At 62.4% G+C, this 23,822-nt stretch carries 25 protein-coding genes; 10 read left to right on the plus strand and 15 right to left on the minus strand.

The window, feature by feature from the left end:
- Positions 1-11 precede the first annotated feature (11 nt).
- Positions 12-800 carry a YecA/YgfB family protein gene (locus RS694_RS02245; protein ID WP_029709272.1) on the plus strand — a complete coding sequence of 263 codons (789 nt, stop codon included), beginning with the start codon at positions 12-14 and terminating at the stop codon, positions 798-800.
- Between the two features lie 78 nt (positions 801-878).
- Here the strand turns inward: RS694_RS02245 and RS694_RS02250 are convergent, their stop codons facing one another.
- Positions 879-1,436 (minus strand): outer membrane protein, encoded by a 558-nt coding sequence (locus RS694_RS02250; RefSeq protein WP_029709269.1) that lies wholly within the window; start codon positions 1,434-1,436, stop codon positions 879-881.
- 413 nt (positions 1,437-1,849) lie between these two features.
- On the opposite strand from RS694_RS02250, the gene RS694_RS02255 reads away from it, so the two are divergent.
- Positions 1,850-2,605, plus strand: a complete 756-nt coding sequence (locus RS694_RS02255) for a substrate-binding periplasmic protein (protein ID WP_076069275.1) — start codon at positions 1,850-1,852, stop codon at positions 2,603-2,605.
- 3 nt (positions 2,606-2,608) lie between these two features.
- Here the strand turns inward: RS694_RS02255 and RS694_RS02260 are convergent, their stop codons facing one another.
- From RS694_RS02260 to RS694_RS02275, 4 genes are all read right to left on the minus strand, one after another.
- Entirely contained in the window at positions 2,609-3,211 is a 603-nt protein-coding gene (locus RS694_RS02260; RefSeq protein ID WP_029709267.1) for a LysE/ArgO family amino acid transporter, read from the minus strand.
- Positions 3,208-3,657: a CinA family protein gene (locus tag RS694_RS02265; protein ID WP_051392082.1), complete on the minus strand. Its 450-nt coding sequence runs from the start codon at positions 3,655-3,657 to the stop codon at positions 3,208-3,210. Before RS694_RS02265 ends, RS694_RS02260 begins: the two co-directional genes overlap by 4 nt.
- A 77-nt stretch (positions 3,658-3,734) precedes the next feature.
- Positions 3,735-4,316 carry a phosphatidylglycerophosphatase A family protein gene (locus tag RS694_RS02270; protein WP_174407700.1) on the minus strand — a complete coding sequence of 194 codons (582 nt, stop codon included), beginning with the start codon at positions 4,314-4,316 and terminating at the stop codon, positions 3,735-3,737.
- Positions 4,317-4,323: 7 nt separating this feature from the next.
- Positions 4,324-5,238, minus strand: a complete 915-nt coding sequence (locus RS694_RS02275; protein WP_029709264.1) for a LysR family transcriptional regulator — start codon at positions 5,236-5,238, stop codon at positions 4,324-4,326.
- 115 nt (positions 5,239-5,353) lie between these two features.
- On the opposite strand from RS694_RS02275, the gene RS694_RS20370 reads away from it, so the two are divergent.
- Both RS694_RS20370 and RS694_RS02280 read left to right on the plus strand, forming a co-directional pair.
- Positions 5,354-5,506, plus strand: coding sequence for a hypothetical protein (locus tag RS694_RS20370; protein ID WP_156876165.1), 153 nt, complete (start codon positions 5,354-5,356; stop codon positions 5,504-5,506).
- A 1-nt stretch (position 5,507) separates the two neighbouring features.
- Positions 5,508-5,915 (plus strand): tautomerase family protein, encoded by a 408-nt coding sequence (locus RS694_RS02280; RefSeq protein ID WP_029709263.1) that lies wholly within the window; start codon positions 5,508-5,510, stop codon positions 5,913-5,915.
- A 23-nt stretch (positions 5,916-5,938) separates the two neighbouring features.
- On the opposite strand, the gene RS694_RS02285 is transcribed toward RS694_RS02280, so the two are convergent.
- From RS694_RS02285 to RS694_RS02300, 4 genes are read right to left on the minus strand one after another with little or no spacing between them, the layout of a single operon-like run.
- Positions 5,939-6,379 (minus strand): VOC family protein, encoded by a 441-nt coding sequence (locus RS694_RS02285; protein ID WP_029709262.1) that lies wholly within the window; start codon positions 6,377-6,379, stop codon positions 5,939-5,941.
- A 24-nt stretch (positions 6,380-6,403) separates the two neighbouring features.
- The gene (locus tag RS694_RS02290) at positions 6,404-7,066 is read right to left on the minus strand and encodes a glutathione S-transferase family protein (protein WP_029709261.1); all 663 of its coding nucleotides are present in this window, start codon (positions 7,064-7,066) and stop codon (positions 6,404-6,406) included.
- Positions 7,067-7,072: 6 nt separating this feature from the next.
- Entirely contained in the window at positions 7,073-7,576 is a 504-nt protein-coding gene (locus RS694_RS02295) for an SRPBCC family protein (protein WP_241464172.1), read from the minus strand.
- Positions 7,577-7,590: 14 nt separating this feature from the next.
- Positions 7,591-7,914, minus strand: a complete 324-nt coding sequence (locus tag RS694_RS02300) for an ArsR/SmtB family transcription factor (RefSeq protein ID WP_029709259.1) — start codon at positions 7,912-7,914, stop codon at positions 7,591-7,593.
- 135 nt (positions 7,915-8,049) lie between these two features.
- On the opposite strand from RS694_RS02300, the gene RS694_RS02305 reads away from it, so the two are divergent.
- Both RS694_RS02305 and RS694_RS02310 read left to right on the plus strand, forming a co-directional pair.
- A complete protein-coding gene (locus tag RS694_RS02305) occupies positions 8,050-10,953 on the plus strand; it encodes an HD domain-containing phosphohydrolase (protein WP_076069279.1) in 2,904 nt (967 codons plus the stop codon).
- A gap of 33 nt (positions 10,954-10,986) precedes the next feature.
- Entirely contained in the window at positions 10,987-11,496 is a 510-nt protein-coding gene (locus tag RS694_RS02310) for a putative pterin-binding protein (protein ID WP_081708708.1), read from the plus strand.
- Between the two features lie 16 nt (positions 11,497-11,512).
- Here RS694_RS02310 and thiL read toward each other — a convergent pair whose 3' ends face one another.
- From thiL to apaG, 3 genes are read right to left on the minus strand one after another with little or no spacing between them, the layout of a single operon-like run.
- Positions 11,513-12,499: a thiamine-phosphate kinase gene (thiL, locus tag RS694_RS02315; RefSeq protein ID WP_029709255.1), complete on the minus strand. Its 987-nt coding sequence runs from the start codon at positions 12,497-12,499 to the stop codon at positions 11,513-11,515.
- Positions 12,486-14,504: a site-specific recombinase gene (locus RS694_RS02320; RefSeq protein ID WP_029709254.1), complete on the minus strand. Its 2,019-nt coding sequence runs from the start codon at positions 14,502-14,504 to the stop codon at positions 12,486-12,488. The genes thiL and RS694_RS02320 overlap by 14 nt, the downstream gene beginning before the upstream one ends.
- Positions 14,504-14,905, minus strand: a complete 402-nt coding sequence (gene apaG / locus RS694_RS02325) for a Co2+/Mg2+ efflux protein ApaG (RefSeq protein ID WP_029709253.1) — start codon at positions 14,903-14,905, stop codon at positions 14,504-14,506. Before apaG ends, RS694_RS02320 begins: the two co-directional genes overlap by 1 nt.
- A gap of 143 nt (positions 14,906-15,048) precedes the next feature.
- On the opposite strand from apaG, the gene rpe reads away from it, so the two are divergent.
- A complete protein-coding gene (gene rpe / locus RS694_RS02330; RefSeq protein WP_029709251.1) occupies positions 15,049-15,726 on the plus strand; it encodes a ribulose-phosphate 3-epimerase in 678 nt (225 codons plus the stop codon).
- A gap of 88 nt (positions 15,727-15,814) precedes the next feature.
- On the opposite strand, the gene RS694_RS20195 is transcribed toward rpe, so the two are convergent.
- The 3 genes from RS694_RS20195 to RS694_RS02345 form a co-directional block, all read right to left on the minus strand.
- Entirely contained in the window at positions 15,815-17,605 is a 1,791-nt protein-coding gene (locus tag RS694_RS20195) for a methyl-accepting chemotaxis protein (protein ID WP_081708703.1), read from the minus strand.
- Positions 17,606-17,687: 82 nt separating this feature from the next.
- Positions 17,688-19,418, minus strand: coding sequence for a methyl-accepting chemotaxis protein (locus RS694_RS02340; RefSeq protein WP_051392076.1), 1,731 nt, complete (start codon positions 19,416-19,418; stop codon positions 17,688-17,690).
- Positions 19,419-19,613: 195 nt separating this feature from the next.
- Positions 19,614-20,198, minus strand: coding sequence for a chalcone isomerase family protein (locus RS694_RS02345; RefSeq protein ID WP_029709248.1), 585 nt, complete (start codon positions 20,196-20,198; stop codon positions 19,614-19,616).
- Between the two features lie 388 nt (positions 20,199-20,586).
- Here RS694_RS02345 and RS694_RS02350 point away from each other — a divergent pair, with 388 nt between their 5' ends.
- From RS694_RS02350 to ltaE, 3 genes are read left to right on the plus strand one after another with little or no spacing between them, the layout of a single operon-like run.
- On the plus strand, positions 20,587-22,104 hold the full coding sequence (locus tag RS694_RS02350; protein ID WP_029709247.1) for an anthranilate synthase component I family protein: 1,518 nt from the start codon (positions 20,587-20,589) through the stop codon (positions 22,102-22,104).
- Entirely contained in the window at positions 22,101-22,691 is a 591-nt protein-coding gene (locus RS694_RS02355; protein ID WP_029709246.1) for an anthranilate synthase component II, read from the plus strand. The genes RS694_RS02350 and RS694_RS02355 overlap by 4 nt, the downstream gene beginning before the upstream one ends.
- Before the next feature lie 54 nt (positions 22,692-22,745).
- Positions 22,746-23,816, plus strand: coding sequence for a low-specificity L-threonine aldolase (gene ltaE / locus RS694_RS02360; protein WP_029709245.1), 1,071 nt, complete (start codon positions 22,746-22,748; stop codon positions 23,814-23,816).
- The last annotated feature ends 6 nt before the right edge of the window (positions 23,817-23,822 follow it).

Below are 23,822 nucleotides of genomic sequence, written 5' to 3' on the forward strand. Positions count from 1 at the left end.
TTGCCCAGCCCATGTCTTCAAATATTCCTACCCCCCTCACACCCGACGAGTTTGACGAGATCGACGCCATCCTGGACGACCTGCGTTCCCGCTTTGACGAAACCCCGCAATGGGAGTTTTGCGAAGGTTTCATGGCCGCACTGGTTGTGAGCAGACGCATGATTCCTGTGAGCGAGTACTTGCCAGTATTGCTGGACACGGGCGACAGCGAGAACGCTGGCGATCTGGGGGCGTTTGCCGATGCTGCGCAGCAGGCCCGCTTTATGGTGTTGTGGGAACGCCGTTGGGCCGATGTGGCCCAGGGCTTGTCCAATGACGTGAAAAGTCTGGATGAAGACGGTGCCTACCATCCCGAGGTCATGGATGTACGCGGTGCTGTGGCCGCACTGCCCGAAGAAGAGCGTGCAGCCATGGCCGAGGAAGTCCTGCCGTCGTTCGCCCAGGTCTGGGCTGTGGGTTTCATGTATGCGGTGGAGAGCTGGCCCGAAGAATGGACTGCCCCGCGCGACAAGGAGGCCCAGAAGTGGCTGGACGGTGCGCTGGAAGCCATCGTGGCTCTGACCGAAGATGACACCGAGCCGCCTACGCTGGCGGTGTTTGATGATGAGGGACCGGCCAGCGTCAGCGAAAAACGCTTCAACGATTTTGCGGATGCCGTGTGGGCCGTCTACGACCTGCGCGAACTCTGGCGCAACATCGGCCCGCGCGTGGAGACCGTGCGTAAGGAAGCGTTGCCGGGACGCAATGACCTATGCCATTGTGGGAGTGGGAAGAAGTTCAAGAAGTGCCATGGGGCTTAGGTGCGTAGGCCGTTCGCACTAAGAAAAAAGGCCCACATCACTGTGGGCCTCTTTGTTCGCTCAGTGAACTACAAAAGATTAGAACTTGTAGCCAACGCCGAAAGACAGAACGCCTGTTTCGTTCTTCACTAAAGTGGTGTTCAGAGTCTTTTCATCGTACTTGTTGTATACGTATTCTCCTTGGAGGAAAACATTTTTATTAATGAAAGAGCGAACCCCGATGCCATACCCCAAACCCGATATGTCATACGATGCGCTAGTTACGTCAATTTTTCCAGAGATGGAGGCCAGTTTGGCGTACACCAACGTGTCTTTGCTAACGGCAATACCAGGGGCTATGTAAACGCCGGTAGCGTTCTTGAGCTTGGCACCGCTGCTGGTGATCTCGGAATCGCCCAAGTTTAAAGAGGCACCCAGACCCAAGACAAAGGACTCACCCAAAGCAAAGTCATATCCGGCTTGAATGCCGACAGTGCTTGTCGTCTTGGATTCCGAAGAGCCGGCGGAATCAACCTTGTTGGAGTTGACGTTAACAGCGCCAAGAACGCTAAAACCTTCAAAATTCTTGGCCTGTGCAAACGCTGCGGGAGCGAAAGCGGCGGCGGCTACAGCAGTAGCGATGACATACTTTTTCATTTGAAAACCCTTCCTGAGTGATTGGAAATTTGCATCCGTCCAACGAGGCTATGCAAACGTGCTGCGCCCTAGTTTCTACCCGAGTAGCTGCACGGAAAGACTTTAGCATGGCATGCCACTGTGCGCTAGTGAGCACCCTCAAACTGCACCATTCAAGTGGGGTATCTTCAAGGACACAAAAAACCAATTGCTGGACTTGCTCGCTGACTGCAAGCCTTTTCAATGTGCAGCCAGAGTGAGTGCGGATAATTACTGAAGCAGGAGTGGCGTGGTCCTTGCTTTAAAACTGTCTGGATTCCAGGCTTCCCGGGCCTATGATGGGCGCATTCCCCATCCTAGAGGGTGTCGTTGTGTCGCGTATTCATGTTGCGTTGTCCAGGCCATGCCGGGTTGTTTGCCTGGTGGTGTGCGCTATGGCTTTGGCAGCCGCGGGCGGCGCTTTGCATGCGGAAACCCTGCGCCTGATCACGGGTGAGCTTCCGCCCTATGCCACTGAAGAGCGCCCCGACCAGGGCATCGCGCTGGACATCGTTCGCCGTGCCTTTGCCTACAGTGGTTATGAGGTGAACTACACCTTCAAGCCGTGGATGCGCTCACTGGAAGAGGCCCGCGAAGGCAAATGGGACGGTACAGCCCATTGGGGCCGCAACCCAACGCGGGATGTGGGCTTCCTGGTCAGCGACAACATCCTGACCGAACAGTGGGTGTTCATTTACCGACAGGGTGCGGCGGGTACACCGGTGTTTGACTGGAAACGCTTTTCCGACTTGAAAAAACTGCGCATCGGCGCGGTGCAGTTCAACACCTACACCCCCGAGTTCTGGGCTTTGCAAAAGGCGGGTACGTTGAAGGTGGAGTTTGCGGCCGATGACCTGAGCAACCTGCGCCGCCTGGTGGCCGGGCGGCTGGACGTGGTGCCCATGGAACGCAACATGGCTTGTTTTCTGATGAGTGCCCATTTCTCACCGGCTGAAGTGGCGCCGCTACGTGCCCACCCCAAGCTGCTGACCACCCAGTTCACGACCCATTTGCTGCTCAGCGCCAAACTGCCCCAAAGCGCCCAGCGCATGAAGGCGTTCAACCAGGGACTGCACATTTTGCAAAAGTCGAATGTGTACGCGGAGAAACTGCAGTTGCCGGGCTGCAGCCTCAACACTGCCACCAAATAGGCGTTAGCGCAATAACAATGCGCCCGCCATGGCCAGCATGGTGAGGGCAATCAGGCAGTCCAGCACGCGCCAGGCGAGCGTGGTTTCAAACCAGGGGCGCAAGAGCCGCGCGCCAAAACCGAGTGTAGAAAACCAGGCCAGGCTGGCGATGCAAGCCCCCGCGCCAAATACCCAGCGCCCCGGATCGGGCCGCTGGTTGGCAATGGAAGCCAGCAGCACTACGGTGTCCAGGTACACATGCGGGTTCAAAAAGGTAAAACCAAAGCAGGTCATCAGCGCCGCACCGAGTGGTGTGCCGGTGCTGCTGTTGAGCTGCATGTGGCCGCCCACCCAGGCGCGCCGCGCGGCCAGCAGGCCGTAGCCGCCCAGAAACAGCGCGCCGCCATAACGGGTTACCAGCATCAGTGTCTCGTTGCCACGGATCAGCACGCCTGCGCCGCCAATGCCGGCCAAGATCAGCAGCGCATCCGAAAGCGCGCAAAACAGCACCAGTGGCAGTACGTGTTCGCGCCGGATGCCTTGGCGCAGCACAAAGGCGTTTTGCGAGCCAATGGCCACGATCAGCGCCAGCCCGGTGGCAAAGCCGGTACCGAAGTCCGTATTCATGAATTCGCGGCTTGCAAGAGCGTGAGTAGACGGTGCAGCGCGTGCTGGACAGTGGCCGAGCGCACTGCCGCGCGGTCACCGGGGAAATGCTGCACTTCGCTGACCAGTCCGCCGGGTGTGGCCCAGCCAAACCAGACGGTACCAACAGGCTTGGCCGCACTGCCACCGCTGGGCCCGGCCACGCCGGTCACGGCCACAGCCACCTGCGTGTGGGAATGGGTGAGTGCCCCTTGGGCCATGGCGCGCACGACCTCTTCACTGACGGCGCCGTGCGTGGCGATCAGCGCGGCGTCCACGCCCAGCAGCTCGGTCTTGGCGGCATTGGAGTAAGTCACGAAACCGCGTTCAAACCACTGGCTGGAGCCTGCCAGATCGGTGCAGGCGGCTGCAATCATGCCGCCGGTGCAACTCTCGGCGGTGGCCAGCATCCACTGTCTTTTAAGCATCAAATCGGCCACTAACCCGCACAGGGATTGCGCAAGTAGCTCTTGATTTGATAGCAATTTTGGAGAAATAGAAGGCATCAAATGAAGCGCCACACAGCAATCACCAGCACCGTGCAGCCCGCAGCCACCAGGTCGTCGAGCATGATGCCAAAGCCTGCCTTGCGCCACGCCGCCGGGTCGCTGGACGGGTTAACGTGGTGGAAAAGCGCATCGGCCCAGCCCACGGGGCCTGGCTTCACGGCGTCAAAAAAACGGAACAGGCCAAACGCCAGCACCTGCCCGACCAGGCCCGTGGGCGTGACCAACCACAGCACCAGCCAGAAGGCCACGATCTCGTCCCACACAATGCTGCCCGGGTCCAGTACGCCCATGTTACGCGCGGTCACACTGCTTGCCCACCAGCCCAGCGGCAGGCCCAGGCCAATCAACAAAGCCCAGCCGGTATCACCCATCCAGGGTGACAGGGCGATAAAGGCCACCCAGGCCCACAACGTGCCCGAGGTGCCGGGCGCCACGCGCGACAGACCGGAGCCAAAACCCAGCGCCAACAGATGCGCCGGGTGCGAGAACATAAAGCGAGCCGTGGGCCGAGACACAGGGGGCGGCAGACCTGGGTCTGCCGGGAACACGGTAACAGGGGAGGCATGGGGGTCGAACATGCCGGAATTATCCATGGGTCATCCCGCTCGGCGGCGCGGTCTGGGCGGTTATCCACTCGGCCCAGTAGTCGATGCAGGCGCGGATCTTGGGCAGGCGGTGGCGCTCCTGCAGCATCACCGCCACGATGGGCACGGTCTGCGGGTCCAGCACATCGTCCATCACCGCCACCAGTTCTCCGCTGCGAATCAGCGGTGCGGCCACAGCATCCATGACCCGTCCCATCCCTGAGCCGGCGCGCGCCAGCGCCATGAGGATGGCCGAGTTGTCGGTGCGCGTGGTGCCGCGCGCCAGGTAGAAGCCGCCCTGGCGCAGTGGCCAGCGGTTGATCTGCGGGTTGACGCTGTTGGTGATCAGGCGGTGGCTGTCCAGGTCCGCCAATGTGTGCGGTGTGCCGTGGCGTTGCAGGTAGCCGGGTGAGGCCACCAGCGTCCGACCGAACTGACCGATCTGCCGTGCTACCAACGTGTCCTGCGTGGGTTGCCCGGTGCGGATGGCGATGTCGATGCCGTCGCGCGCCATGTCCACCATGCGGTCGTCGGCGTTGATGTCGACGTGGATCTGTGGGTGGCGGGTGGACAGCCCGTCCAGGCTGGGCGCGATGAACATCTCGGCAATCACCGGGCTCACGCTGATGCGCACCCAGCCGCTCGGGCCACTGGTTTTACCGGTGAGCTCGCTGCCCAGCTCGGCCGTGGTGTCCAGCAGGCGCCGGCCATAGGCCAGAAAGGTGTCGCCCTCGTCGGTCAGGCTCAGGCCGTGGGTCGTGCGGTGCAGCAGCCGCACGCCACAGGCCGCCTCCAGCCGGGCCAGCGAACGCGTGACCTGGCTCACCGGCACATCGCGTTCGCGCGCCGCGGCTGAGAGCGTGCCGAGCTCGGCAATGCGGGTGAACAAGGCGACGTCATCGAGCTGGAGCTGCATGCCGTGATTGTGTGTGGTTTTGCAGTATTTGCAAAACCAATGTGGAATTTTTGCGGTTTCCAGGGATTGGATGAATCAATAAAGTCCAGTCCACACCATTTGGAGAGACCGCACCATGACTTACACCGCCGCTGAACTGAGCCGCATCCATGATCTGGCGCGCCTGCAGGCCCAGGCCGCACGCCGCGAGGCGATTGATCTTTTCTGGGCCCGCGCTTGGGACCGGCTCAAGGCGCTGTTGCCAGCCACACGCCAACTGGAGGCCTGATATGCCCACCCTGCAACTCAAGATTGCGCCACTGCAAAACCCTTCGCGCTACCGCAGCCTGGCCAGCACACTGACCCGCATCACCGCCGACATCCTGGGCAAGCGGCCGGAGGTCACTGCGGTGATGATTGAAGACTTGCCCGCGGCGCGCTGGCATATCGGTGGGGCCGATGTGGAAAGGCCCACGGCGTTTCTGGAAATTAGCATCACGGCCGGTACCAACACCGAGGCCGAGAAGTCGGCCTTCATTGCCGCAGCATTTGAGGCGTTGCAGCAGCAACTGGGCGCGGGCCAGGCGTTGGAGCCGGCCAGTTATGTCATCGTGCGCGAACTGCCCGCCACCGACTGGGGCTATGGCGGTCAAACCCAGGCGGCGCGCCGACAGGCACGCATCGCTGCGCCGGTCTAGCGCCCCGCACGGCGCCGCTCCGCTTACTGGGGCCCGTTGGCGCAGTTCACCATCCAGTGGATGCCAAATTGGTCAATGAAGCTACCAAAGTAGGCGCCCCAAAACATGTCCTGCAGCGGCATCTCCACCTTGCCGCCTGCGGACAGCGCGTTGAACAGTCGGTCAGCCTCGGCACGCGTGTCAGGCTCCAGGTTGATGTGCACGTTGTTGCCTTTAACCACCGTGAAGCCCATGGACTCGGGGGCGTCGGTGCCCATCAGCACATGGCCGCCCAGGATGGCCAGTTCGACATGAATCACCATGTTCGCCGTGTCCGCGGGCATGGGGGGCTGGCCGGGTGTGGCAGGCATGTCCCCGAAGCGGCGTACGCCCCCCGGGAATTCGCCACCAAAGACCGAGCGATAAAACGCAAAAGCCTTTTCGGTATGGCCACTGAAATTGAGATAGGTACTGACGCGTGCCATGAAAGCTCCTTGTGTCCAAGTCAGTTAGAGAAACTGCGCCGGAATGGCGCTGTAAAACGGGTACATGGGAAAGTAGGGTTTGGCCTCCGCCAGCACACGCTGCACCGATGGACGTGCCATCAATTTTTCAAAATAGGCGCGTAAGTGCGTGTGCGGTTCCGGAAAGGGCTCCAGCGTGTGTGCGTAGAAAAGCGCTGGGGCGGCGGCACAGTCGGCCAGGCTGAAATTCTGACCCGCGGCCCAGGGTGATGACGCCAACTGCTTGTCGATCAGGGTGTAGGCGGTTTGAATGGTCGCCCTGGCGCTGCCCATGTCTCTCTTCGTACCAAGGATACGGTCGAGGACGATGTCCTGCATGGGTTCATGCACGTAGTTGTCAAACGTGCGATCCCACAGGCGCACTTCCAAGGCCTCCTCAAACCCTTTGGGTATCAACGGATGTTGGCCCGGGAAGAACTGGTCTAGGTACTCGATGATGATGGACGACTCCGCCACATTGCGCTGCCGTGCATGGTCGCGAATCACCGGGAACTTGCAGAACGGCCAGAGCGCTGCAAGTTCTGTCCGGTCCTTCTCAGCACCGAGGTCAACGATACGTGCTTCAAACGCGATATCGTTCTCGTACAGCGCGATCAGAACCTTGTGGCAATAGGACGCCAGGGGGTGGTAGTAAAGCGTGAGTGCCATGGGACTTCAGACTGTTTGCAACAGGGCCAGGTAGTCGTCCAGCACATCGATGTTGCCGCTCCAGCCCTGGTTCATGCTGTCGTGGCTGGCGGCAAACAGCGCGCTTTCTTCTTCGGTGGCTTCGTACGGCTCCCACACCAGCGTCATCAGCGTGCCGCCGTCCTGCTCGGTCAGTGTTGTGGTGGAGTGGGTGTAGAGTGGCCAGGTCGGCGCCCACGGGTTGCGGGTCACGCCGCCTTGCGGGTCGGAGAAACACTGGACCAGCACCATTTTTTCAGGCGCATGCAGTTCGCGGAACAGCCACTTGCCCCAGAGCTCCATGCCGCCCTCAATGGTCATTGCATAGTGGTAGCTGCCGCCGACGCGGAAGTCGAGTTCGCTGTGGGTCACCGTGCTGCCTTTGGGGCCTAGCCAGTGCTGCAGGTGTTCGGGCTGGGAATAGACCTCCCAGACCAGCGCGCGTGGGGCTTTGAGCAGGCGCGAAATCGTGAAGGGGGGGTGTGCACTCATTGTTTCTCCTCGGTTCATGGGGGTTGCAGGGTTGCCAAATAGATTTCGAGCCGGTCCAGGCTCTCTTCCCAGTGCTGGCGGTACTGGGCGACCCAGTCGGCGGCTTCGCGCAGGGGCTGGGCTTCGAGCTTGCAGGGGCGCCATTGGGCCTGGCGGCTTTGGGTAATCAGCCCGGCGCGCTGCAAAACTTTCAGGTGTTTGGTCACGGCCGGTGCGCTCATCGCAAACGGGGCAGCCAGATCGCGCACCGAAGCTTCGCCCAACGACAGGCGTGCCAGGATCGCCCGACGCGTCGGGTCTGCCAGGGCGGCGAAAGTGTTGCTCAGGGCATCGGACATGTTGTGCGGGAGCTTCGAATCTTTAATTAACCAATTGGTAAATTAAAGCATTGCGAGGTAAAACTTGTCAACACCCGCCGTATTTCGTTGAAGTGTGTGCAAGCGGGGCCTATCGAAACTCAGGGAAGGCGCCGTATGGCACTGCAGAAGAATCTGGCTCCTGGGCCGGAAAACCCGGGTGCACCAACCTCCCCGGGTTGGCCCATCAAGTTGTCCATCGCCTCCGTGGTGGTGCTGTCCATGGTGATCCTGGCGATCACCATCATTGCCCTGGGCTGGGTTGGCGCGCGACAGTCATTGCTGGACGCGGCTTCCAAATCGGCGCGTGACGCCGGTCTGCTGATCACCGAAAAATCCCATCGCATGCTGGAGCCTGCCCAGGCCACCCTGCGCCTGCTGACCTCCACGCCGTTGAGCCATGCAACCACGCTGGAGCAACGGCTGGACCAGATACGCACCCTGTCCGATGTGCTGGTGGCCAACAGCCTGATGTCTTCGGTGTTTGTGGGATATGCCGATGGCTCTTTTTTCCTGGTACGGCCGCTGGACCAGGCCGCCCTGCGGGAGCGCTTCCGTCCGCCGCCCAAGGCCAATTTTCTGGTGCAGTCGATCCAGATGCGTGGCGGCAAACCGGTGGGCGAGTTTTTGTTTTTTGACACCGAGCGCCGGCTGTTGGAGCGCCGCGCGCAAACCGACTACCAGTTTGACCCGCGCACCCGCCCCTGGTATCGGGCTGCACAAGCGTCAAGCACCGCGGCGTTCACGGAGCCGTATGTGTTTTTCACGACCCGGCAGGTTGGGCTGACACTGAGCCAGGCCAGTCTGGAAGGGGGTACCGTTTTTGGCATCGACGTGGTGCTGGACGACCTGGCTACCAGCCTCAGTGATTTGCGCACCACGCCCAATGCCCAATTGGCACTGGTCAATGCCAAAGACCAGGTGTTGGCCTACCCGGACATGAACCGCGTGCTGGTGCAGGGCGAAGGCAAGTTCGATTTCCGTTCGATCCAGGATCTTGGTGTGCCGGGCCTGACCGGCCTGCACGCGCTGCATGCCGGGGCTGGCAAGGTGGTGCCGTATGACGTGGCGGGGACCGAGTGGCTGGGGGTAGTCCTGCCGTTCGACGTCTGGCAGTCGGAGGGCTTGCATCTGCTGGTGGCGGTCCCGAGCGATGATTTGCTGGGCGACCTGAAGAGCAAGGCGGTGCAACTGGCTTTGGTCATCATCGTGTTGGCCCTGTTGCTGATGCCGCTGGGATGGCTTGCCGGTGCCGCCATTGGCCGCAGGCTGGACCGCCTGACAGCGCTGGCCCAGCGCATGAGCCAGTTTGACTTTCACCGCGTGCACGAGTCGCCCAACTTCATCCGTGAGGTCAACAGCCTGTCGGCGGTGATGGGCGAGATGGGCGAGACCATCGAAACTTTTCTGCAGATCAGCCAGGACATGGCGACCGAGCCCCAGGTCGAGCGCATGTTGCACAACGTCTTGCAGCGCATGGTGTCCGCCACCCGTTGCCAGGGCGGCGCGGTGTACCTGGTGGACAGCACCACGCAGACCATGCAGCAAGCCGCGGTTGCCGGGTATCTGCTGGAGCATGACCAGGCGCAAATGCAGCCCGGCAGTGCGACGACCTCGGGTGCGCGCCGCGAAGTCATGCCGGGGTTGTCGGAAATGCAGGTGGAACTGCGCGGTCGCAGTGGCAAGCTCGAAGGGTTGCTGGTCTTGCAACACGCCAGTGACACCGGTCACGCCGATGCCTCATTCACCGAGTTCGTGCACAAACTCTCGGGCATGCTGGCCGTGTCGATTGAGACGCGCCAACTGATCGAGGCGCAAAAGGCCCTGCTGGACGCGGTGATCCGCCTGATGGCCGATGCGATTGACGCCAAGAGCCCCTACACCGGCGGCCACTGCGAGCGTGTGCCCGAACTGGCTGGCATGCTGGTAGACCGCATGGTGCAGGACAGCACAGGGCCGTACGCCGCGTTCACGATGAACGAGGACGAGCGCTACGAATTCCACCTGGGCGCCTGGCTGCACGACTGTGGCAAGGTCACCAGCCCGGAGCACATCATTGACAAGGCGACCAAGCTCGAAACCATCTACAACCGCATCCACGAAGTACGCATGCGTTTCGAGGTGCTGCGGCGCGACGCCGAAATCACTTTCTGGCAAGGCGTGGCGCAGGGCGGTGACCGTGTGGCTTTGCAGGCAGCGTTGACCCAGCACCAGGCCCAGTTGCAAGAGGATTTCGCGTTTGTCGCGCGCTGCAATGTGGGCGGCGAGTTCATGGCCGACGCCGATGTGGCGCGCCTGCAGTCGCTCGCGCAAACGCCCTGGGTGCGGCATTTCGACAACCGTCTGGGCCTGTCCAGCCAGGAGCTGATGCGTGTGCAGGCCGCGTCGCCCGAAGCCCGGCCCTTGCCGGTGCAGGAGCAACTGCTGGCCGACCGGCCCGACCACGTGGTGCCCTGGGGCACGCGCCGACCCCCGGTGGAAAAGGGCGACCCCAAAAATCGCTATGGTTTTGACATGCAACTCCCGGTTCAGGCGCAGCACATGGGGGAGGTGTACAACCTGTCCATCCGCCGCGGCACCTTGACCGAGGAAGACCGCTTCAAGATCAATGACCACATCGTGCAAACCTTGATCATGCTCAAGAGCCTGCCCTGGCCCGCACACCTGGCCCGTGTGCCCGACATTGCCGCCACCCACCATGAAAAGCTCGATGGCAAAGGCTACCCGCGCAAACTGCAGGCGGCGCAGCTCACGCTACCCGACCGGGTCATGGCGTTGGCCGATATTTTTGAAGCGCTGACCGCCGCGGACCGGCCGTACAAGGCGGCCAAGACACTCACCGAGTCGCTGCGCATCATGGCGTTTATGGCCAAAGACCAGCACATTGATGCACAACTGTTCCGCTACTTCCTGCACAGCGGCGTGTGGCAAAGTTTTGCCCAGCAGTACATGCAGCCCGCGCAGATCGATGTGGTGGATATCACCGCCATCGAAAACCTCTTGCCAGCCGCTGTCGCATGATGGCAGCATGTGTGTAACCCCGGGAGAATGACCATGTCCAGCACCAGATCCTTGTTTGCCGCCGCCGTGCTTGCGGCCAGCGCCCTCTGCACGGGGCCGGTGCTGGCGCTGGAACCTGCCACCGGCAAGGTGGTGCTCACGGTCAGTGGCAAGGTGGCAGCCAAAAACACCGCCCAGGCCGCCGACTTTGACATGGCCATGCTGGAGGCGATGCCACAAAAGACGTTCACCACACTCACACCCTGGGACCGGCAGCCCATCAAGTTCTCCGGTCCGCTGTTGCGCGATGTGCTGGCTGCTGCCAAGGCCAGTGGCACCACCCTCAAGGCGGTGGCTGTGAATGACTACAGCACCACCATTCCGCTGAGTGATACACAGCAGTTCGATATGGTGCTTGCCACCCGGATGAACGGCCAACCCATCCCGCCGCGCACCAAGGGGCCGCTGTTTATCGTCTACCCCTACGACAGCCAGCCCACGTTACAGGCGCCGATCTACAAGGACCGCTCGGCCTGGCAGCTCAGATCGTTACTGGTGGAATAAAGCCCGGGGCCAGTGGTCAGGCGAAGTGGTCAAACGATGCAAAGTCGTTGGCCACGGCGGCGCCTGCTGCATCCACCAGACGCAGACCGGGTGCTGCGTCAACCTGCCCAATGCAGGTCACGGGGGTATGGCTGGACTGCGCCGCAGCCTGCACCGCCGCGCGCCGGTGTGCCGGGGCCGTGAACACCAGCTCGTAGTCGTCGCCCCCGCTGAGCACACACTGCAGGGCTTTGTTGGCCGAAATTTCTAAGCCAAATAGGCCTGTAGCCCCCGTGGAATGTGCGCAAGCAGCTATCAAATGCGTAGCGTTTTCGGTCTGAATGGTGGCGCCCACGCCCGAGCGTTGCAGGATGTGGCCCAGGTCGCCCAGCAGTCCGTCGCTCACGTCGGCCGCCGCGCTCGCAACGCCACGCAGTGCCAGGCCCAGCGCCACGCGCGGCGTGGGTTGGTCCATACGGATGCGGGTCTGGGCCAGCACCTCCGGTGGAAGGGTGATCTTTCCTTGCAGCGCTTCCAGCGCAAGGCGGGCATCGCCCAGCGTACCGCTCACGTAGAGGTCGTCGCCCGCGCGCGCGCCGCTGCGCAGCAGGGCTTGGCCGGCTGGCACTTCGCCAAACACCGTGATGCAAATGTTCAGTGGGCCCTGCGTGGTGTCGCCACCAATCAGCTCACAGCCATGGGCATCGGCCAGCGCCAGCAGGCCTTGCGAAAACGGCTCCAGCCATGCGGCGTTGGCTTCGGGCAGGGCCAGGGCGAGGGTGAACGCCACAGGGCGCGCACCGCAGGCGGCCAGGTCGCTGAGGTTCACCGCCAGCGCCTTGTGGCCCAGTGTGCGCGGGTCAACGTCGGGGAAGAAGTGCCGACCCGATACCAGCATGTCACTGGATATCGCCATCTGCATGCCGGGCGCAGGGGCCAGCAGCGCACAGTCGTCACCCACGCCCAGCACCGCGTGGCGCGTGGGGCGGGTGAAGAAGCGCTGGATCAGCTCAAACTCGCCCATCGGGCTCAGGCGCCGCCTCTTTGGCGGGCCAGAAGAAGCTCAAAGGCGCGGTGCGCAGACGGCGCAGAATGGTTTTGTAGATATGGGCGCGCCCGATGTCCGACACGCTGTGTGCCCGCAGCGCCACCCGGAAGGCCAGGTAAAAACTCACGCCCAGGTTGAGCATGCCAATCAGCGGAATGCAGGCCACCACCCACCACAGGGCAGGGTCACGCACCACTTCCCAGCCCAGCGCCGCACAGGCTGCAGCCAGTTGCCCAGTGGACAGGGTCACGTGGCGCACATCCAGTGCCGGCCCGAGAAAGGCCAGGATGGGCGGCACCAGCCCGAGCATCAGGCCCAGCGAAATATTGGACGCGAAACCGGAGATATGGCGGCGCATGAAGTGGGCCCAACGGTCGGCGCGGTCCGGCCCCAGCATGCGGGTGATGCGCGGGTTGTAACGCAGCGCCGAATCCAGCCGGTGCAGCACAAACCAGTTTTCCACCCAGCCGGCAATGATGCTGCTGGCAAACAGCAACACGCCGGTAAATGCGGCAAACAGCAGGGACGGCCCGAGCAGCGTGAGCGAGTGCAGCACGTACTGGGCGCGCTCGGTATCAATCATCGGGTGGCCACTGATCAGCTGGATGACCAGCGACACCGTGATGACCACCGGGAACACCACTGCCACATTGCCGATGACCGCCGCCACCTGGGAGCGCACCAGGTTGGAGACCTCGTCCACAAAGGCTTCCAGCGCACCGGGCTCGGCCATGTCCTTGAGTTTGGCGGCCATGGCCGGGGCGGTCATGGCGGGCTGTTTGGTGGCCAGCGTGTAGTGCATCAACTGGATCAGCACAAAACTGGCGGCATACATCACGCCCGACCAGAAGCCGCTCCAGAACGCCGACAGGGCCAGCGCCATGATGCCGAATTTCAGCGCCGTGGTGATGGCGGTCAACGCACCGCCGCCCGCAGCGTTGCGCAGCATCGCCCCGTACTCGGCGCGGGTGCGGGTGATGTAGTGTTCACCGGTTTCGGAGCTGCGCTCGGCCACCTTGGCGGCCAGCAGGGAGGAACTGGCGGCCATCAGCACGCCCAGGCTGCGGCGCTCCTGGCCTACGGTGGCCAACTGGGCAAACAGCCGCGCCGCGTGGGCGTGTTGCGGATCGGCCAGCAGGCAGTCCAGCAGGATGCGGATGCGCAGCACCCGCTCGCGCAGCTGGCGCAGGCGAAACACCAGGTCCACCGAAATGCCGTGGGCATCGAGGTGGCTGTAGACCGTGGCCGCGGCATGGCGGCAGGCTTCCAACTGGGTCTTGAAGTGTTGCAGCGCGTGCTCCATATCGCCATCGGTCAGCCAAGCCTGGCGCAGGGCGTCCAGGCTGGCTGCCAGTGTGTGGAAAGGGCTGGCCTTGTACTCCGGGGTGCTCATGCGCAACCGGATTTCCGGCGAGAAGCCTGCCGCACTGACCTGGCTGGTGCAGTAGGTGATGGCGTCCAGCACGGTGGCTTGCCAGTGGGTGAGTGCGGGTTTCAGGGCCGCGTGGTGGCTGTCTGCCGGCATGCTGAGCAGGCGGGCCAGGCGCTCCAGTGTGGCAGGGGGCAGTGCGGCCAGCCATTGGGCGTCCAGCGGGCTGGGCATCACGAGTGCAAACAGTTCGGACGCATCCGCCGTCTCGGGCGACGCTGGCAACAGCTTGCGGTGCAGGCGCTCGACCCATTCACTGACAAAGGCATTGCGCGATGCGAAACCGAAGTCGGAGAGCAGGGTGCTGCCGTCCACCGCGCCAATCAGCGCGTGCCACCATGCACGCAGGCGCTGGGCCGTGTCCGGGCGCGCGTCCAGCAGGTCCAGAAACATGTCCACGCGTGCGCTGGCAGCCTGGGCTGACGCATCGTCTCCGCGCACCCAGTCCAGCAGGGCGATCAGCCACAGGTGGCGCTGCACCAGGTTGGCGTTCGGGTCCAGGTCCTCGAGCAGGGCCGCGAGGTCGGGACGGGGGGGGCGCGTCTGTGCCATCAGTGCAGGGTACGCGAACCGCCGGTGCCCACGTCGCCGCTCAGGGCGTCCAGCACAAACATCGGGATATCCGAGTCAAACTTTTCACCGTCTTCGGCGACGCAAAAAAAGCTGCCGTGCATGGTGCCGGTGGGCGTGCGCAACCGGGTGCCGCTGGTGTATTCAAAGGCCTGGCCGGGTTTGAGCAGGGGCTGCTGGCCGATGACGCCCAGGCCCTTGACCTTTTCGGTGTGGCCATTGGCGTCGTTGACGTTCCAGGTGCGTGAAATCAGCTGTGCGGCGACGTCGCCGGTATTGGTGATGGTGATGGTGTACGCGAACACGTACAACCCCTCGTCGGGGGTGGACTGTTCGGGCAGGTACTGGGGTTGTACCTCCACCAGAAATTGGTATCGGGGCATGAGCCTAGTGTAGCCCCCACGCTCCACCGCTTCGCGGGTCGCTGCCCCCTCAGGGGGTTAATTTCCCTTGGGGCGGCCCGGCGGGAAATTGCAGTTTCGCCAAGTGGAATTTGGGTGCGCGTTGCCCCGATTAAACTCTCGCCATGACGTACCGAATCGCCCCCTCCATCCTCTCCGCCGACTTTGCCCGCCTGGGCGAGGAGGTGAAAAACGTGATCGCGGCCGGGGCCGACTGGATCCATTTTGACGTGATGGACAACCATTACGTGCCCAACCTGACGTTCGGGCCGATGATCTGCAGTGCCCTCAAGCCCCATGCCAAGACGGCTGCCGGTGTGGCCGTGCCGATTGACGTGCACCTGATGATCTCGCCTGTGGACGCGCTGGCCGCCCAGTTTGCCGATGCGGGTGCCGACCTGATCAGCTTCCACCCTGACGCCTCCGGCCATGTGCACCGCAGCATCCAGGCCATCAAGTCCAAGGGCGTGAAGGCCGGACTGACCTTCAATCCGGCCGAACCGCTGGACGTGCTGGACTGGGTGATTGACGACATCGACCTGGTGCTGATCATGAGTGTGAACCCCGGTTTTGGTGGCCAGAGCTTCATCGATTCGGCGCTGCGCAAGATCGAGGACGTGCGCAAACGCATCGATGCGTCGGGCAAGGACATTCGCCTGGAAGTGGACGGCGGCATCAAGACCGACAACATCCGCCGCGTGGCCGATGCTGGCGCCGACACCTTTGTGGCCGGCAGCGCCATCTTTGGCAAGCCGGATTACAAAAGCGTGGTGGACGCGATGCGCCAGGCCCTGGCGGCCTGAGTTGCATATATAAAAGGGCTGAAGCCCCCGTCCATACTGCGCAAGCAGCTATGAATTCAGGAGCATTTGGCCCTGCCCCGGAAGTCGCCTAAAACGTTTCCCAATCATCATCCCCGCCTGCGGGGGTGGTCTTGGTACTGGTCTTGGGGCCCGGTGGGGGCAATGCCGCAGGTTTGGCGGCGCCAGCCTTGGGTGCCGATTGGGTGGCCTTGGCTTTGGTTTGCACCAAGGGCGGCTTGGCCGCAGGGGCTGGGGCAGGCGGTGCGTCCGTGTGCCGCGCACCTCCTTGGTTGGCCGTGCTCTGGGGTGCACGTACCTGCGCCGTGGGCGGACCTGCAGGGTGGTCACCCGCGCCCAGTTTGAACACGGCCACCGCTTGCACCAGCGCACTGGCCTGCGTCTTGAGGCTCGAAGCGGCGGCTGCCATCTCTTCCACCAGTGCCGCGTTTTGCTGTGTGGCCTGGTCCATCTGTGTGACAGCTTCACCGACCTGGGCTACCCCCTGGGATTGTTCGTTGCTGGCCGCGCTGATCTCGCCCATGATGTCGGTGACACGTTTGATGCTGCTGACCACTTCGGTCATCGTGGTGCCCGCGCGGTCTACCAGCGCCGTTCCTTGCTCGACGCGGGTGACGCTGTCACCGATCAGGGTCTTGATTTCCTTGGCCGCGTCGGCCGATCGACCGGCCAGACTGCGCACTTCGCTGGCCACCACCGCAAAACCACGGCCTTGCTCACCGGCACGCGCGGCTTCGACCGCCGCATTCAGCGCCAGGATGTTGGTCTGGAAGGCAATGCCGTCGATCACGCTGATGATGTCGCTGATCTTCTTGGACGAGTCGTTGATGCCTTTCATCGTCTCGACGACCTGACCGACGACTTCACCCCCCTGAACGGCAACTGTCGAAGCACTCATGGCCAATTGGTTGGCCTGGCGCGCGTTGTCGGCGTTTTGCCTGACGGTGGAGCTGAGCTCTTCCATGCTGGCGGCGGTTTCTTCCAATGCGCTGGCCTGTTGTTCGGTGCGGGCCGAGAGGTCGTGGTTGCCTTGGGCGATTTCTGAGCTGGCCGTGGCGACGGCATCGGCATTGCTCTTGACGCTGCGCACGATGCCGCCAAAGTTGGATTGCATGCGCGCCATGGCGTTGAGCAATTGCAGTGTTTCGTCATTGCCGGCCGGATGCACCGCGCCCGACAAGTCACCTTCGGCCAATTGGTCAGCAATCGCCACAGCATGGGCCATGGGCTGTGACAGTTGCCGCGCCAGCCAGAGGGATATGAAGATCAGCACCGCCGCAGCCAGGGCCAATCCGATGCCAACCACCACCACGGAGCGCTCTGCAAGCCGGGTTGCGGCAATGCTGTAGGCCTCTACATCCTTGGCAATGGCATCGCCCTGCGCCGCCATGGCATCTTCCAGTGCCTTGAAGGCTTTTTGAAACTCCGGCACCGCGGCTTCCGCGGCGGTGACGTCTGTCATCGCCAGTTTTTGTACGGAAATGGCCGAGTCGGTGTAGTTCTTCACCAGCGGTGCCGTCTTTTGCGCCAGCGCCTTGACTTCGGGCGAGATGGGGAGCGACAGCATCTCGGAAATATTCTTGGCGAAGTTGTCAGAGTGCTCGAGCAGGTCTTTCTGCGCCTCGGCCAGACCCGCAGAGTCTTTCTTGGTGGCACTCAACAGGGCCAGCAACACGTCGCCACGGATCGCGTCGTGCATCATGTCGGCCTCCTGGCTCTTGGCCAGCGCGAGGCTCGTGTTGATGGAGTCATCGAATGCGGTGGACAAGCGCGTGGCGTTGAGCAATGCAGTGCCACCCACCAATGCGGATGCGATCAAACCGATCAAACCCAGACCCAGAACCTGTGTGCGAAGTTTCATACCGTTTCTCTTTTACTTTTGTTGGGCATTGCCCCGTTGTTGAAATGTCTTGTCTCCGTGCAAGGGCTACACAGCCATAGCGTCAGAACGTTTCCCAGTCATCGTCCCCGCCCGCGAGGGCCGGCTTGGGTTGGGTCTTGACGGCGACCGCAACCGGTGGGGACGCCTTGGGCGCGGTTGGACGGGGTGCCGGTTTAGTGGTGGTTGCCGCCAAAGGCTTCTTAGGCACAGTGCTGGAAAGCGGCGCCGGGCGTGGGGTCGGTGTGCTGTGGTTATGCGCGGTGCTTGCTTCGGTCTTGAAAGCGGATACGAGCTGCACCAATTCGTTGGCCTGGGTCTTCAGGCTCGAAGCCGCTGCCGCCATCTCCTCCACCAGCGCCGCATTCTGCTGGGTGGCGTGGTCCATCTGCTGTACCGCTTCGCCAATCTGGGACACGCCTTGCGACTGCTCGGTGCTGGCCGCGCTGATCTCGCCCATGATGTCGGTCACGCGCTTGATGCTGCTGACCACCTCGGTCATGGTGGTGCCAGCCTGGTCCACCAGCGTTGTACCGCGCTCCACGCGGGTCACACTGTCGCCAATCAGCAGTTTGATTTCTTTGGCAGCTTCGGCCGATCGACCGGCCAGGCTGCGCACTTCGCTGGCCACCACGGCAAAACCGCGGCCTTGCTCACCGGCACGGGCGGCTTCGACGGCGGCGTTCAACGCCAGGATGTTGGTCTGGAACGCAATGCCGTCAATGACGCTGATGATGTCGCTGATCTTCTTGGACGAGTCATTGATGCCCTTCATGGTCTCTACCACTTGCCCCACAACCTCTCCGCCTTGCACGGCGACTGTCGAAGCACTCATGGCCAACTGGTTGGCCTGGCGCGCGTTGTCCGCGTTTTGCTTGACGGTGGAGCTGAGCTCCTCCATGGAGGCGGCGGTTTCTTCCAGCGCACTGGCTTGTTGCTCCGTGCGGGTGGAAAGGTCGTGGTTGCCTTGGGCGATTTGTGAACTGGCAGTGGCCACAGACTCTGAGCCCTGACGCACATTGATGACCAGTTTGGACAGGCTGGACTGCATGGCCTTGAGTGCGCCCAGCAGCGCACCAATCTCGTCTTTGCCTTTGACGGAGATCGCATTGCTCAGGTCACCTTCGGCCACTTTTTCCGCCAGAAGCACGGCCTGGGCCAGGGGGGTGGTGATCTGGCGGCTCAGCCAGATGGCGCCGATCAAACTGACGAGGGTGACCATCACCATCATGCTGTAGGCGATATTGCTGCTGGTCTTGGCGGTGGCGCTGGCAGCGGCAGCAACGTCTGCTTTGTCCTTGGCCAGAAGGGCACCGAGCTCTGCCATTTGTTCGGTGGCATCGCGGTCTTTACCGCGGGCTGCCTTGTCACCGACTTGTGCGTCCATGCCCGCGGCCTTGAATTCCTCAAAGGCCTTTTTGTAGGCTTCGCCCGCCGCATTGACGGACTGCCCCAGCTTTTTCTCCAGGTCTTTGGCCGGACCCGGCTTTAGCAGGGGATCCAGTTGCTTAAGGTTGTCCTGCAGGGCCGCCATTTCCTTGAGGTGTGAAGCCCAGTACCGGTCCAGGTCTTTGGGCTCTTTGCCGCGCAGCAGCACGTTTTTCCATTCCTGGATGGCAGTGGCGAAACTGCTGGCCGCTTTGGAGGACGTCTCGTTGGCAGCGACGATTTGAAGCACCTCGCCCTCATAAATCCCCACGGCCTGATTGAGTTTGAAAATGCCGAACATGCCGCAGGCAAATAGCAGGGCCAGGGCACAGGCAAACGCGACGGGAAGCTTGATGCTGAGTTTCATGACCGCTCCTTCTTGGAATACAAACCGGAAGTCCAACACGCAACACAATGCCGAATCACTGTAGCGTGCCTTCTCTGCACTGTCATTAGGGAAGTGGAGGTGTTTGGACGCTCCGGGTCTCGCCGGCGTAAAAAAACCTGCAGGCCGAAGCGTGCAGGTTTTCGATGGGGACGCAATGCACCCCTTTGGGGCGATTTATTTGATGCCGAGCAGGGCGTCTTTGAGTTTGAAGTCCGCAGGTACCGGGCCAAACCAGATAGACATCATGGCTTTGAAGAATTCGGGTTCCTTGAAGGGCTCGCCCTGTACCTTGCCCTTGGCGGTTACCACCATGCCCGTGCCGGGGATCCAGTCCAGGGTGATGACTTCACCGGGGTTGAGCACCTTGTTGGCGGTGAAGATGTCACCCATGCGGATCAGGCCGGGCACGAGCTTGGACATTTCGGTTTTTGGCACGTTGTCTTCCACGCCACGGGTCAGCAGCTTGCCGAACGGGCCCGCTTCAATTTCGCGCAGCATGGTCATGGACAGGCGTTTGGGGCCCGGGACAGCAATCAGTTCGTCCAGCGAAGCAACCTTTTTGGTGGTGTACAGGTCGCCCACATAGACCTTGAAAGGGCCCTTGTAGCGGGTGCCTACGCCATTGAGTTGCAACTTGGCGCCCCCCACGGTGACGCTGTCTTCGATCTTGACGCCATGGAGCTCTACCGTAGCGGCCGGGGCTGCGGCGCTGAAGGAAAAAGCCACGAAACCGGCGAGGAGAAGTTTTGACAAATGCATGGTGTTTAGTCCGAAAAGTGAACGACCGTTCGTTTTGGTGGACCCATTGTCTCCGCTTCCCCGCCAAATAGCATCAGGGTTTTCGATGACCATGCAGTGACGGGGAAGCTGGCTTGCGGGGTTTGCTACACTGCCTTCATGTTTATTCACCGCATCAGCATTACGGGTTGTAGCGACCGGGGGGCCTGGCCCTGGCGTACCACGTCTGTCTTGCCTGAGCGAACCCTGCTGCCCCGCGCCTGAACCCAGGTGAATTGATGCGGCGGGCCTCTGCGCTCCGCGCGGTCAAGTGGCACGGAACTTCCTCTCCGATCTATTGCGCGCACCCTGTTGTCTGCATGTTTGCAGAACCCACGGTTCCCACTTTTGAGAGGCTTCAGTGTCCACCATGACCGAATCTGAATTCCAGACCCTGCACGCGCAGGGCTACAACCGCATCCCCCTGATGGCCCAGGCCTTTGCCGACCTGGAAACGCCACTCTCCCTGTACCTCAAACTGGCCCGCACGCCGGGCTCGACCGAACCGGCGCCCAACAGTTTTCTGCTGGAGTCGGTGGTGGGCGGTGAACGCTTTGGCCGTTACAGCTTCATGGGCTTGCCGGCCCGCACGCTGGTACGCGCCAGTGGCTTCGGTGCGAATGCCCGTACCGAAGTGGTGACCGATGGCGTGGTGGTGGAAACTTCCAGCGTTAACCCACTGGAATTCATCGCCGAGTACCAAAAGCGTTTCAAGGTGGCGCTGCGTCCGGACCTGCCCCGCTTCTGCGGGGGCCTGGCCGGTTACTTTGGTTATGACGCAGTGCGTTATATCGAGAAGAAGCTGCAGGCCAGCTGCCCGCCCGACGAGCTGGGCTGCCCCGACATCCTGCTGTTGCAGTGTGAAGAGCTGGCTGTTATCGACAACCTCTCGGGCAAGCTGTATTTGATCGTGTACGTGGACCCGGCGCAGCCTGATGCGCTGGCGAAGGGCAATGCCCGCCTGGCTGAACTCAAAGCCAGCCTGGCGCAAGCGGTGACCGTGCCGCCGGTCAAGCCGACCACCAGCCACCCGGCCCAGCGTGACTTTGCCAAGGCCGACTATTTGGCCGCCGTGGAGCGCGCCAAGGAGATGATCGCCGGGGGCGACTTCATGCAGGTGCAGGTGGGTCAGCGCATCAAGAAACGCTATACCGAGTCACCGCTGTCGCTGTACCGCGCGCTGCGTTCGCTGAACCCCAGCCCCTACATGTATTACTACCACTTTGGAGACTTCCATGTGGTGGGCGCCAGTCCGGAAATTCTGGTGCGCCAAGAGCAGATCACGGTGGACGACATGCCCGCCACCAAAGTGACCATTCGCCCGCTGGCCGGAACCCGCCCGCGCGGTGCCACGCCGGAGCTGGACAAGGCCGCCGAGGCGGAACTGGTGGGCGACCCCAAGGAGCGCGCTGAACATGTGATGCTGATCGACCTGGCGCGCAACGACATCGGCCGCATCGCCCAAATCGGTTCGGTCAAGGTGACCGACGCCTTTTGCGTGGAGCGCTACAGCCACGTGATGCACATCGTCAGCAACGTGGAAGGCACGCTGAACCCCGGCATGAGCAGCATGGACGTGCTCAAGGCCACGTTCCCGGCGGGTACGCTGACCGGTGCGCCCAAGGTGCATGCGATGGAGATCATCGACCAGTTGGAGCCCATCAAGCGCGGCATCTACGGCGGTGCCTGTGGCTACCTGAGCTACGCGGGCGACATGGACGTAGCCATTGCCATCCGCACCGGCATCATCAAGGACCAGGTGCTTTACGTGCAGGCGGCTGCCGGTGTGGTGGCCGACAGCGTACCGGAGCTGGAGTGGAAGGAAACCGAACACAAGGCCCGCGCGCTGTTGCGCGCCGCCGAGCTGGTAGAGGAGGGGCTGGAATGAGCGCGACCAAAACCAAGCTGTTGATGATCGACAACTACGACAGCTTTACCTACAACATCGTCCAGTACTTTGGTGAGCTGGGTGCCGACGTGGAAGTGTTCCGCAACGACGAAATCACCATCGCCGAAATTGCCGCGCGCCAACCGGACCGCCTGGTGGTCTCGCCCGGCCCGTGCTCGCCCAAAGAGGCGGGCATTTCGGTGGCGGCCATCCAGCATTTCATGGGCCAGTTGCCCATCCTGGGCGTCTGCCTGGGGCACCAAAGCATTGGTGCGGCGCTGGGCGGCAACATCGTCCGCGCGCAGGAGCTGATGCACGGCAAGACCTCGCGCATCACCACCACGCAAGAAGGTGTGTTCGCGGGGTTGCCCGAGCAGTTCACCGTCAACCGCTACCATTCGCTGGCGATTGAGCGCGCCACCTGCCCGAAGGATTTGCAGGTGACGGCGTGGACCGACGATGGCGAGATCATGGGCGTGCGCCACCGCGGCTTGCCGCATGCGGTGCGCATGGAGGGCGTGCAGTTCCACCCGGAAAGCATCCTCACCGAGCACGGGCACGCCATGCTGAAGAATTTTCTTGCATAGGCGCTATTGTTTTAGTAGCTGCTTGCGCATATTACATAAGGGCTAGAGGCCAAAATGACCAAAATAACTGACCTGCGTAGCGACACCGTCACACAACCCACTGCGGCCATGCGGGCGGCGATGCTGGCAGCGCCGCTGGGCGATGACGTGTTTGCCGACGACCCCAGCGTCAACGCGCTGCAGGAAAAGATCGCCGGCCTGCTGGGCTTTGAGGCGGCGCTGTTTGTACCCACGGGCACGCAGAGCAACCTGTGCGCGCTGCTGTCGCACTGCCAACGGGGTGACGAATACATCGTGGGCCAGTACGCCCACGCCTACCGCTGGGAAGGCGGCGGCGGTGCCGTGTTTGGCAGCGTGCAGCCGCAGCCGCTGGCGCACCAGCCGGACGGCACGCTGGCACTCACCGACATTGAAGAAGCCATCAAGCCCGACGACGCCCACTTTGCGCGCACCAAACTGCTGGCACTGGAAAACACCCTGGGCGGCAAGTTGCTGCCGTTCGACTATGTGCAGGAAGCCACCGCGCTGGCCAAAGCCCGGGGCCTGAGCCGCCATCTGGACGGTGCGCGCCTGTTCAACGCCGCCGTGGCCCAGGCCGCGCTGGCCATGAAGGGCAGCACCACACCCGGTTATGTGCAGGTGATGGCGGAGGCGCGTGCCATTGCCCAGTGTTTTGACAGTGTCTCGGTCTGCTTCAGCAAGGGCCTGGGCGCGCCGGTCGGCTCGGCCCTGTGCGGCAGCCGCGAGTTCATTGCCCGCGCGCACCGCATCCGCAAAATGGCCGGGGGCGGCATGCGCCAGTCCGGCATGCTGGCGGCCGCCGCCAGCTACGCGCTGGACCACCATGTGGAGCGCTTGGCACAGGACCACGCGCTGGCGCGCCGCCTGGCCGATGGCCTGGCAGGCATCGAAGGTTTGACGGTAGAAGCACCGCAGACCAATATTGTGTTTGTCGACCTGAGCGGCGCGGCGCGTGATCAGTCGGCTGCGTTGATGGCCCATCTCTCCACCAAAGGTGTGCGTGCCACCGGCCTGTACCGCCTGCGTTTTGTGACCCATCTGGATGTGGACCCGGCCGGTGTCGACCAGGCGGTGTCCGCCATCCGCCAGTTCTTCAAGGCTTGAGGAACG

Source organism: Rhodoferax saidenbachensis, from assembly GCF_001955715.1.
Taxonomy (GTDB): domain Bacteria; phylum Pseudomonadota; class Gammaproteobacteria; order Burkholderiales; family Burkholderiaceae_C; genus Allorhodoferax; species Allorhodoferax saidenbachensis.

Bases quoted from the DNA above. Each gene is read 5' to 3' on its own strand.
- RS694_RS02245 (WP_029709272.1), top strand. From the start codon at position 12: ATGTCTTCAAATATTCCTACCCCCCTCACACCCGACGAGTTTGACGAG.
- RS694_RS02250 (WP_029709269.1), bottom strand. From the start codon at position 1,436: ATGAAAAAGTATGTCATCGCTACTGCTGTAGCCGCCGCCGCTTTCGCT.
- RS694_RS02255 (WP_076069275.1), top strand. From the start codon at position 1,850: ATGGCTTTGGCAGCCGCGGGCGGCGCTTTGCATGCGGAAACCCTGCGC.
- RS694_RS02260 (WP_029709267.1), bottom strand. From the start codon at position 3,211: ATGAATACGGACTTCGGTACCGGCTTTGCCACCGGGCTGGCGCTGATC.
- RS694_RS02265 (WP_051392082.1), bottom strand. From the start codon at position 3,657: ATGCTTAAAAGACAGTGGATGCTGGCCACCGCCGAGAGTTGCACCGGC.
- RS694_RS02270 (WP_174407700.1), bottom strand. From the start codon at position 4,316: ATGTTCGACCCCCATGCCTCCCCTGTTACCGTGTTCCCGGCAGACCCA.
- RS694_RS02275 (WP_029709264.1), bottom strand. From the start codon at position 5,238: ATGCAGCTCCAGCTCGATGACGTCGCCTTGTTCACCCGCATTGCCGAG.
- RS694_RS20370 (WP_156876165.1), top strand. From the start codon at position 5,354: ATGACTTACACCGCCGCTGAACTGAGCCGCATCCATGATCTGGCGCGC.
- RS694_RS02280 (WP_029709263.1), top strand. From the start codon at position 5,508: ATGCCCACCCTGCAACTCAAGATTGCGCCACTGCAAAACCCTTCGCGC.
- RS694_RS02285 (WP_029709262.1), bottom strand. From the start codon at position 6,379: ATGGCACGCGTCAGTACCTATCTCAATTTCAGTGGCCATACCGAAAAG.
- RS694_RS02290 (WP_029709261.1), bottom strand. From the start codon at position 7,066: ATGGCACTCACGCTTTACTACCACCCCCTGGCGTCCTATTGCCACAAG.
- RS694_RS02295 (WP_241464172.1), bottom strand. From the start codon at position 7,576: ATGAGTGCACACCCCCCCTTCACGATTTCGCGCCTGCTCAAAGCCCCA.
- RS694_RS02300 (WP_029709259.1), bottom strand. From the start codon at position 7,914: ATGTCCGATGCCCTGAGCAACACTTTCGCCGCCCTGGCAGACCCGACG.
- RS694_RS02305 (WP_076069279.1), top strand. From the start codon at position 8,050: ATGGCACTGCAGAAGAATCTGGCTCCTGGGCCGGAAAACCCGGGTGCA.
- RS694_RS02310 (WP_081708708.1), top strand. From the start codon at position 10,987: ATGTCCAGCACCAGATCCTTGTTTGCCGCCGCCGTGCTTGCGGCCAGC.
- thiL (WP_029709255.1), bottom strand. From the start codon at position 12,499: ATGGGCGAGTTTGAGCTGATCCAGCGCTTCTTCACCCGCCCCACGCGC.
- RS694_RS02320 (WP_029709254.1), bottom strand. From the start codon at position 14,504: ATGGCACAGACGCGCCCCCCCCGTCCCGACCTCGCGGCCCTGCTCGAG.
- apaG (WP_029709253.1), bottom strand. From the start codon at position 14,905: ATGCCCCGATACCAATTTCTGGTGGAGGTACAACCCCAGTACCTGCCC.
- rpe (WP_029709251.1), top strand. From the start codon at position 15,049: ATGACGTACCGAATCGCCCCCTCCATCCTCTCCGCCGACTTTGCCCGC.
- RS694_RS20195 (WP_081708703.1), bottom strand. From the start codon at position 17,605: ATGAAACTTCGCACACAGGTTCTGGGTCTGGGTTTGATCGGTTTGATC.
- RS694_RS02340 (WP_051392076.1), bottom strand. From the start codon at position 19,418: ATGAAACTCAGCATCAAGCTTCCCGTCGCGTTTGCCTGTGCCCTGGCC.
- RS694_RS02345 (WP_029709248.1), bottom strand. From the start codon at position 20,198: ATGCATTTGTCAAAACTTCTCCTCGCCGGTTTCGTGGCTTTTTCCTTC.
- RS694_RS02350 (WP_029709247.1), top strand. From the start codon at position 20,587: ATGACCGAATCTGAATTCCAGACCCTGCACGCGCAGGGCTACAACCGC.
- RS694_RS02355 (WP_029709246.1), top strand. From the start codon at position 22,101: ATGAGCGCGACCAAAACCAAGCTGTTGATGATCGACAACTACGACAGC.
- ltaE (WP_029709245.1), top strand. From the start codon at position 22,746: ATGACCAAAATAACTGACCTGCGTAGCGACACCGTCACACAACCCACT.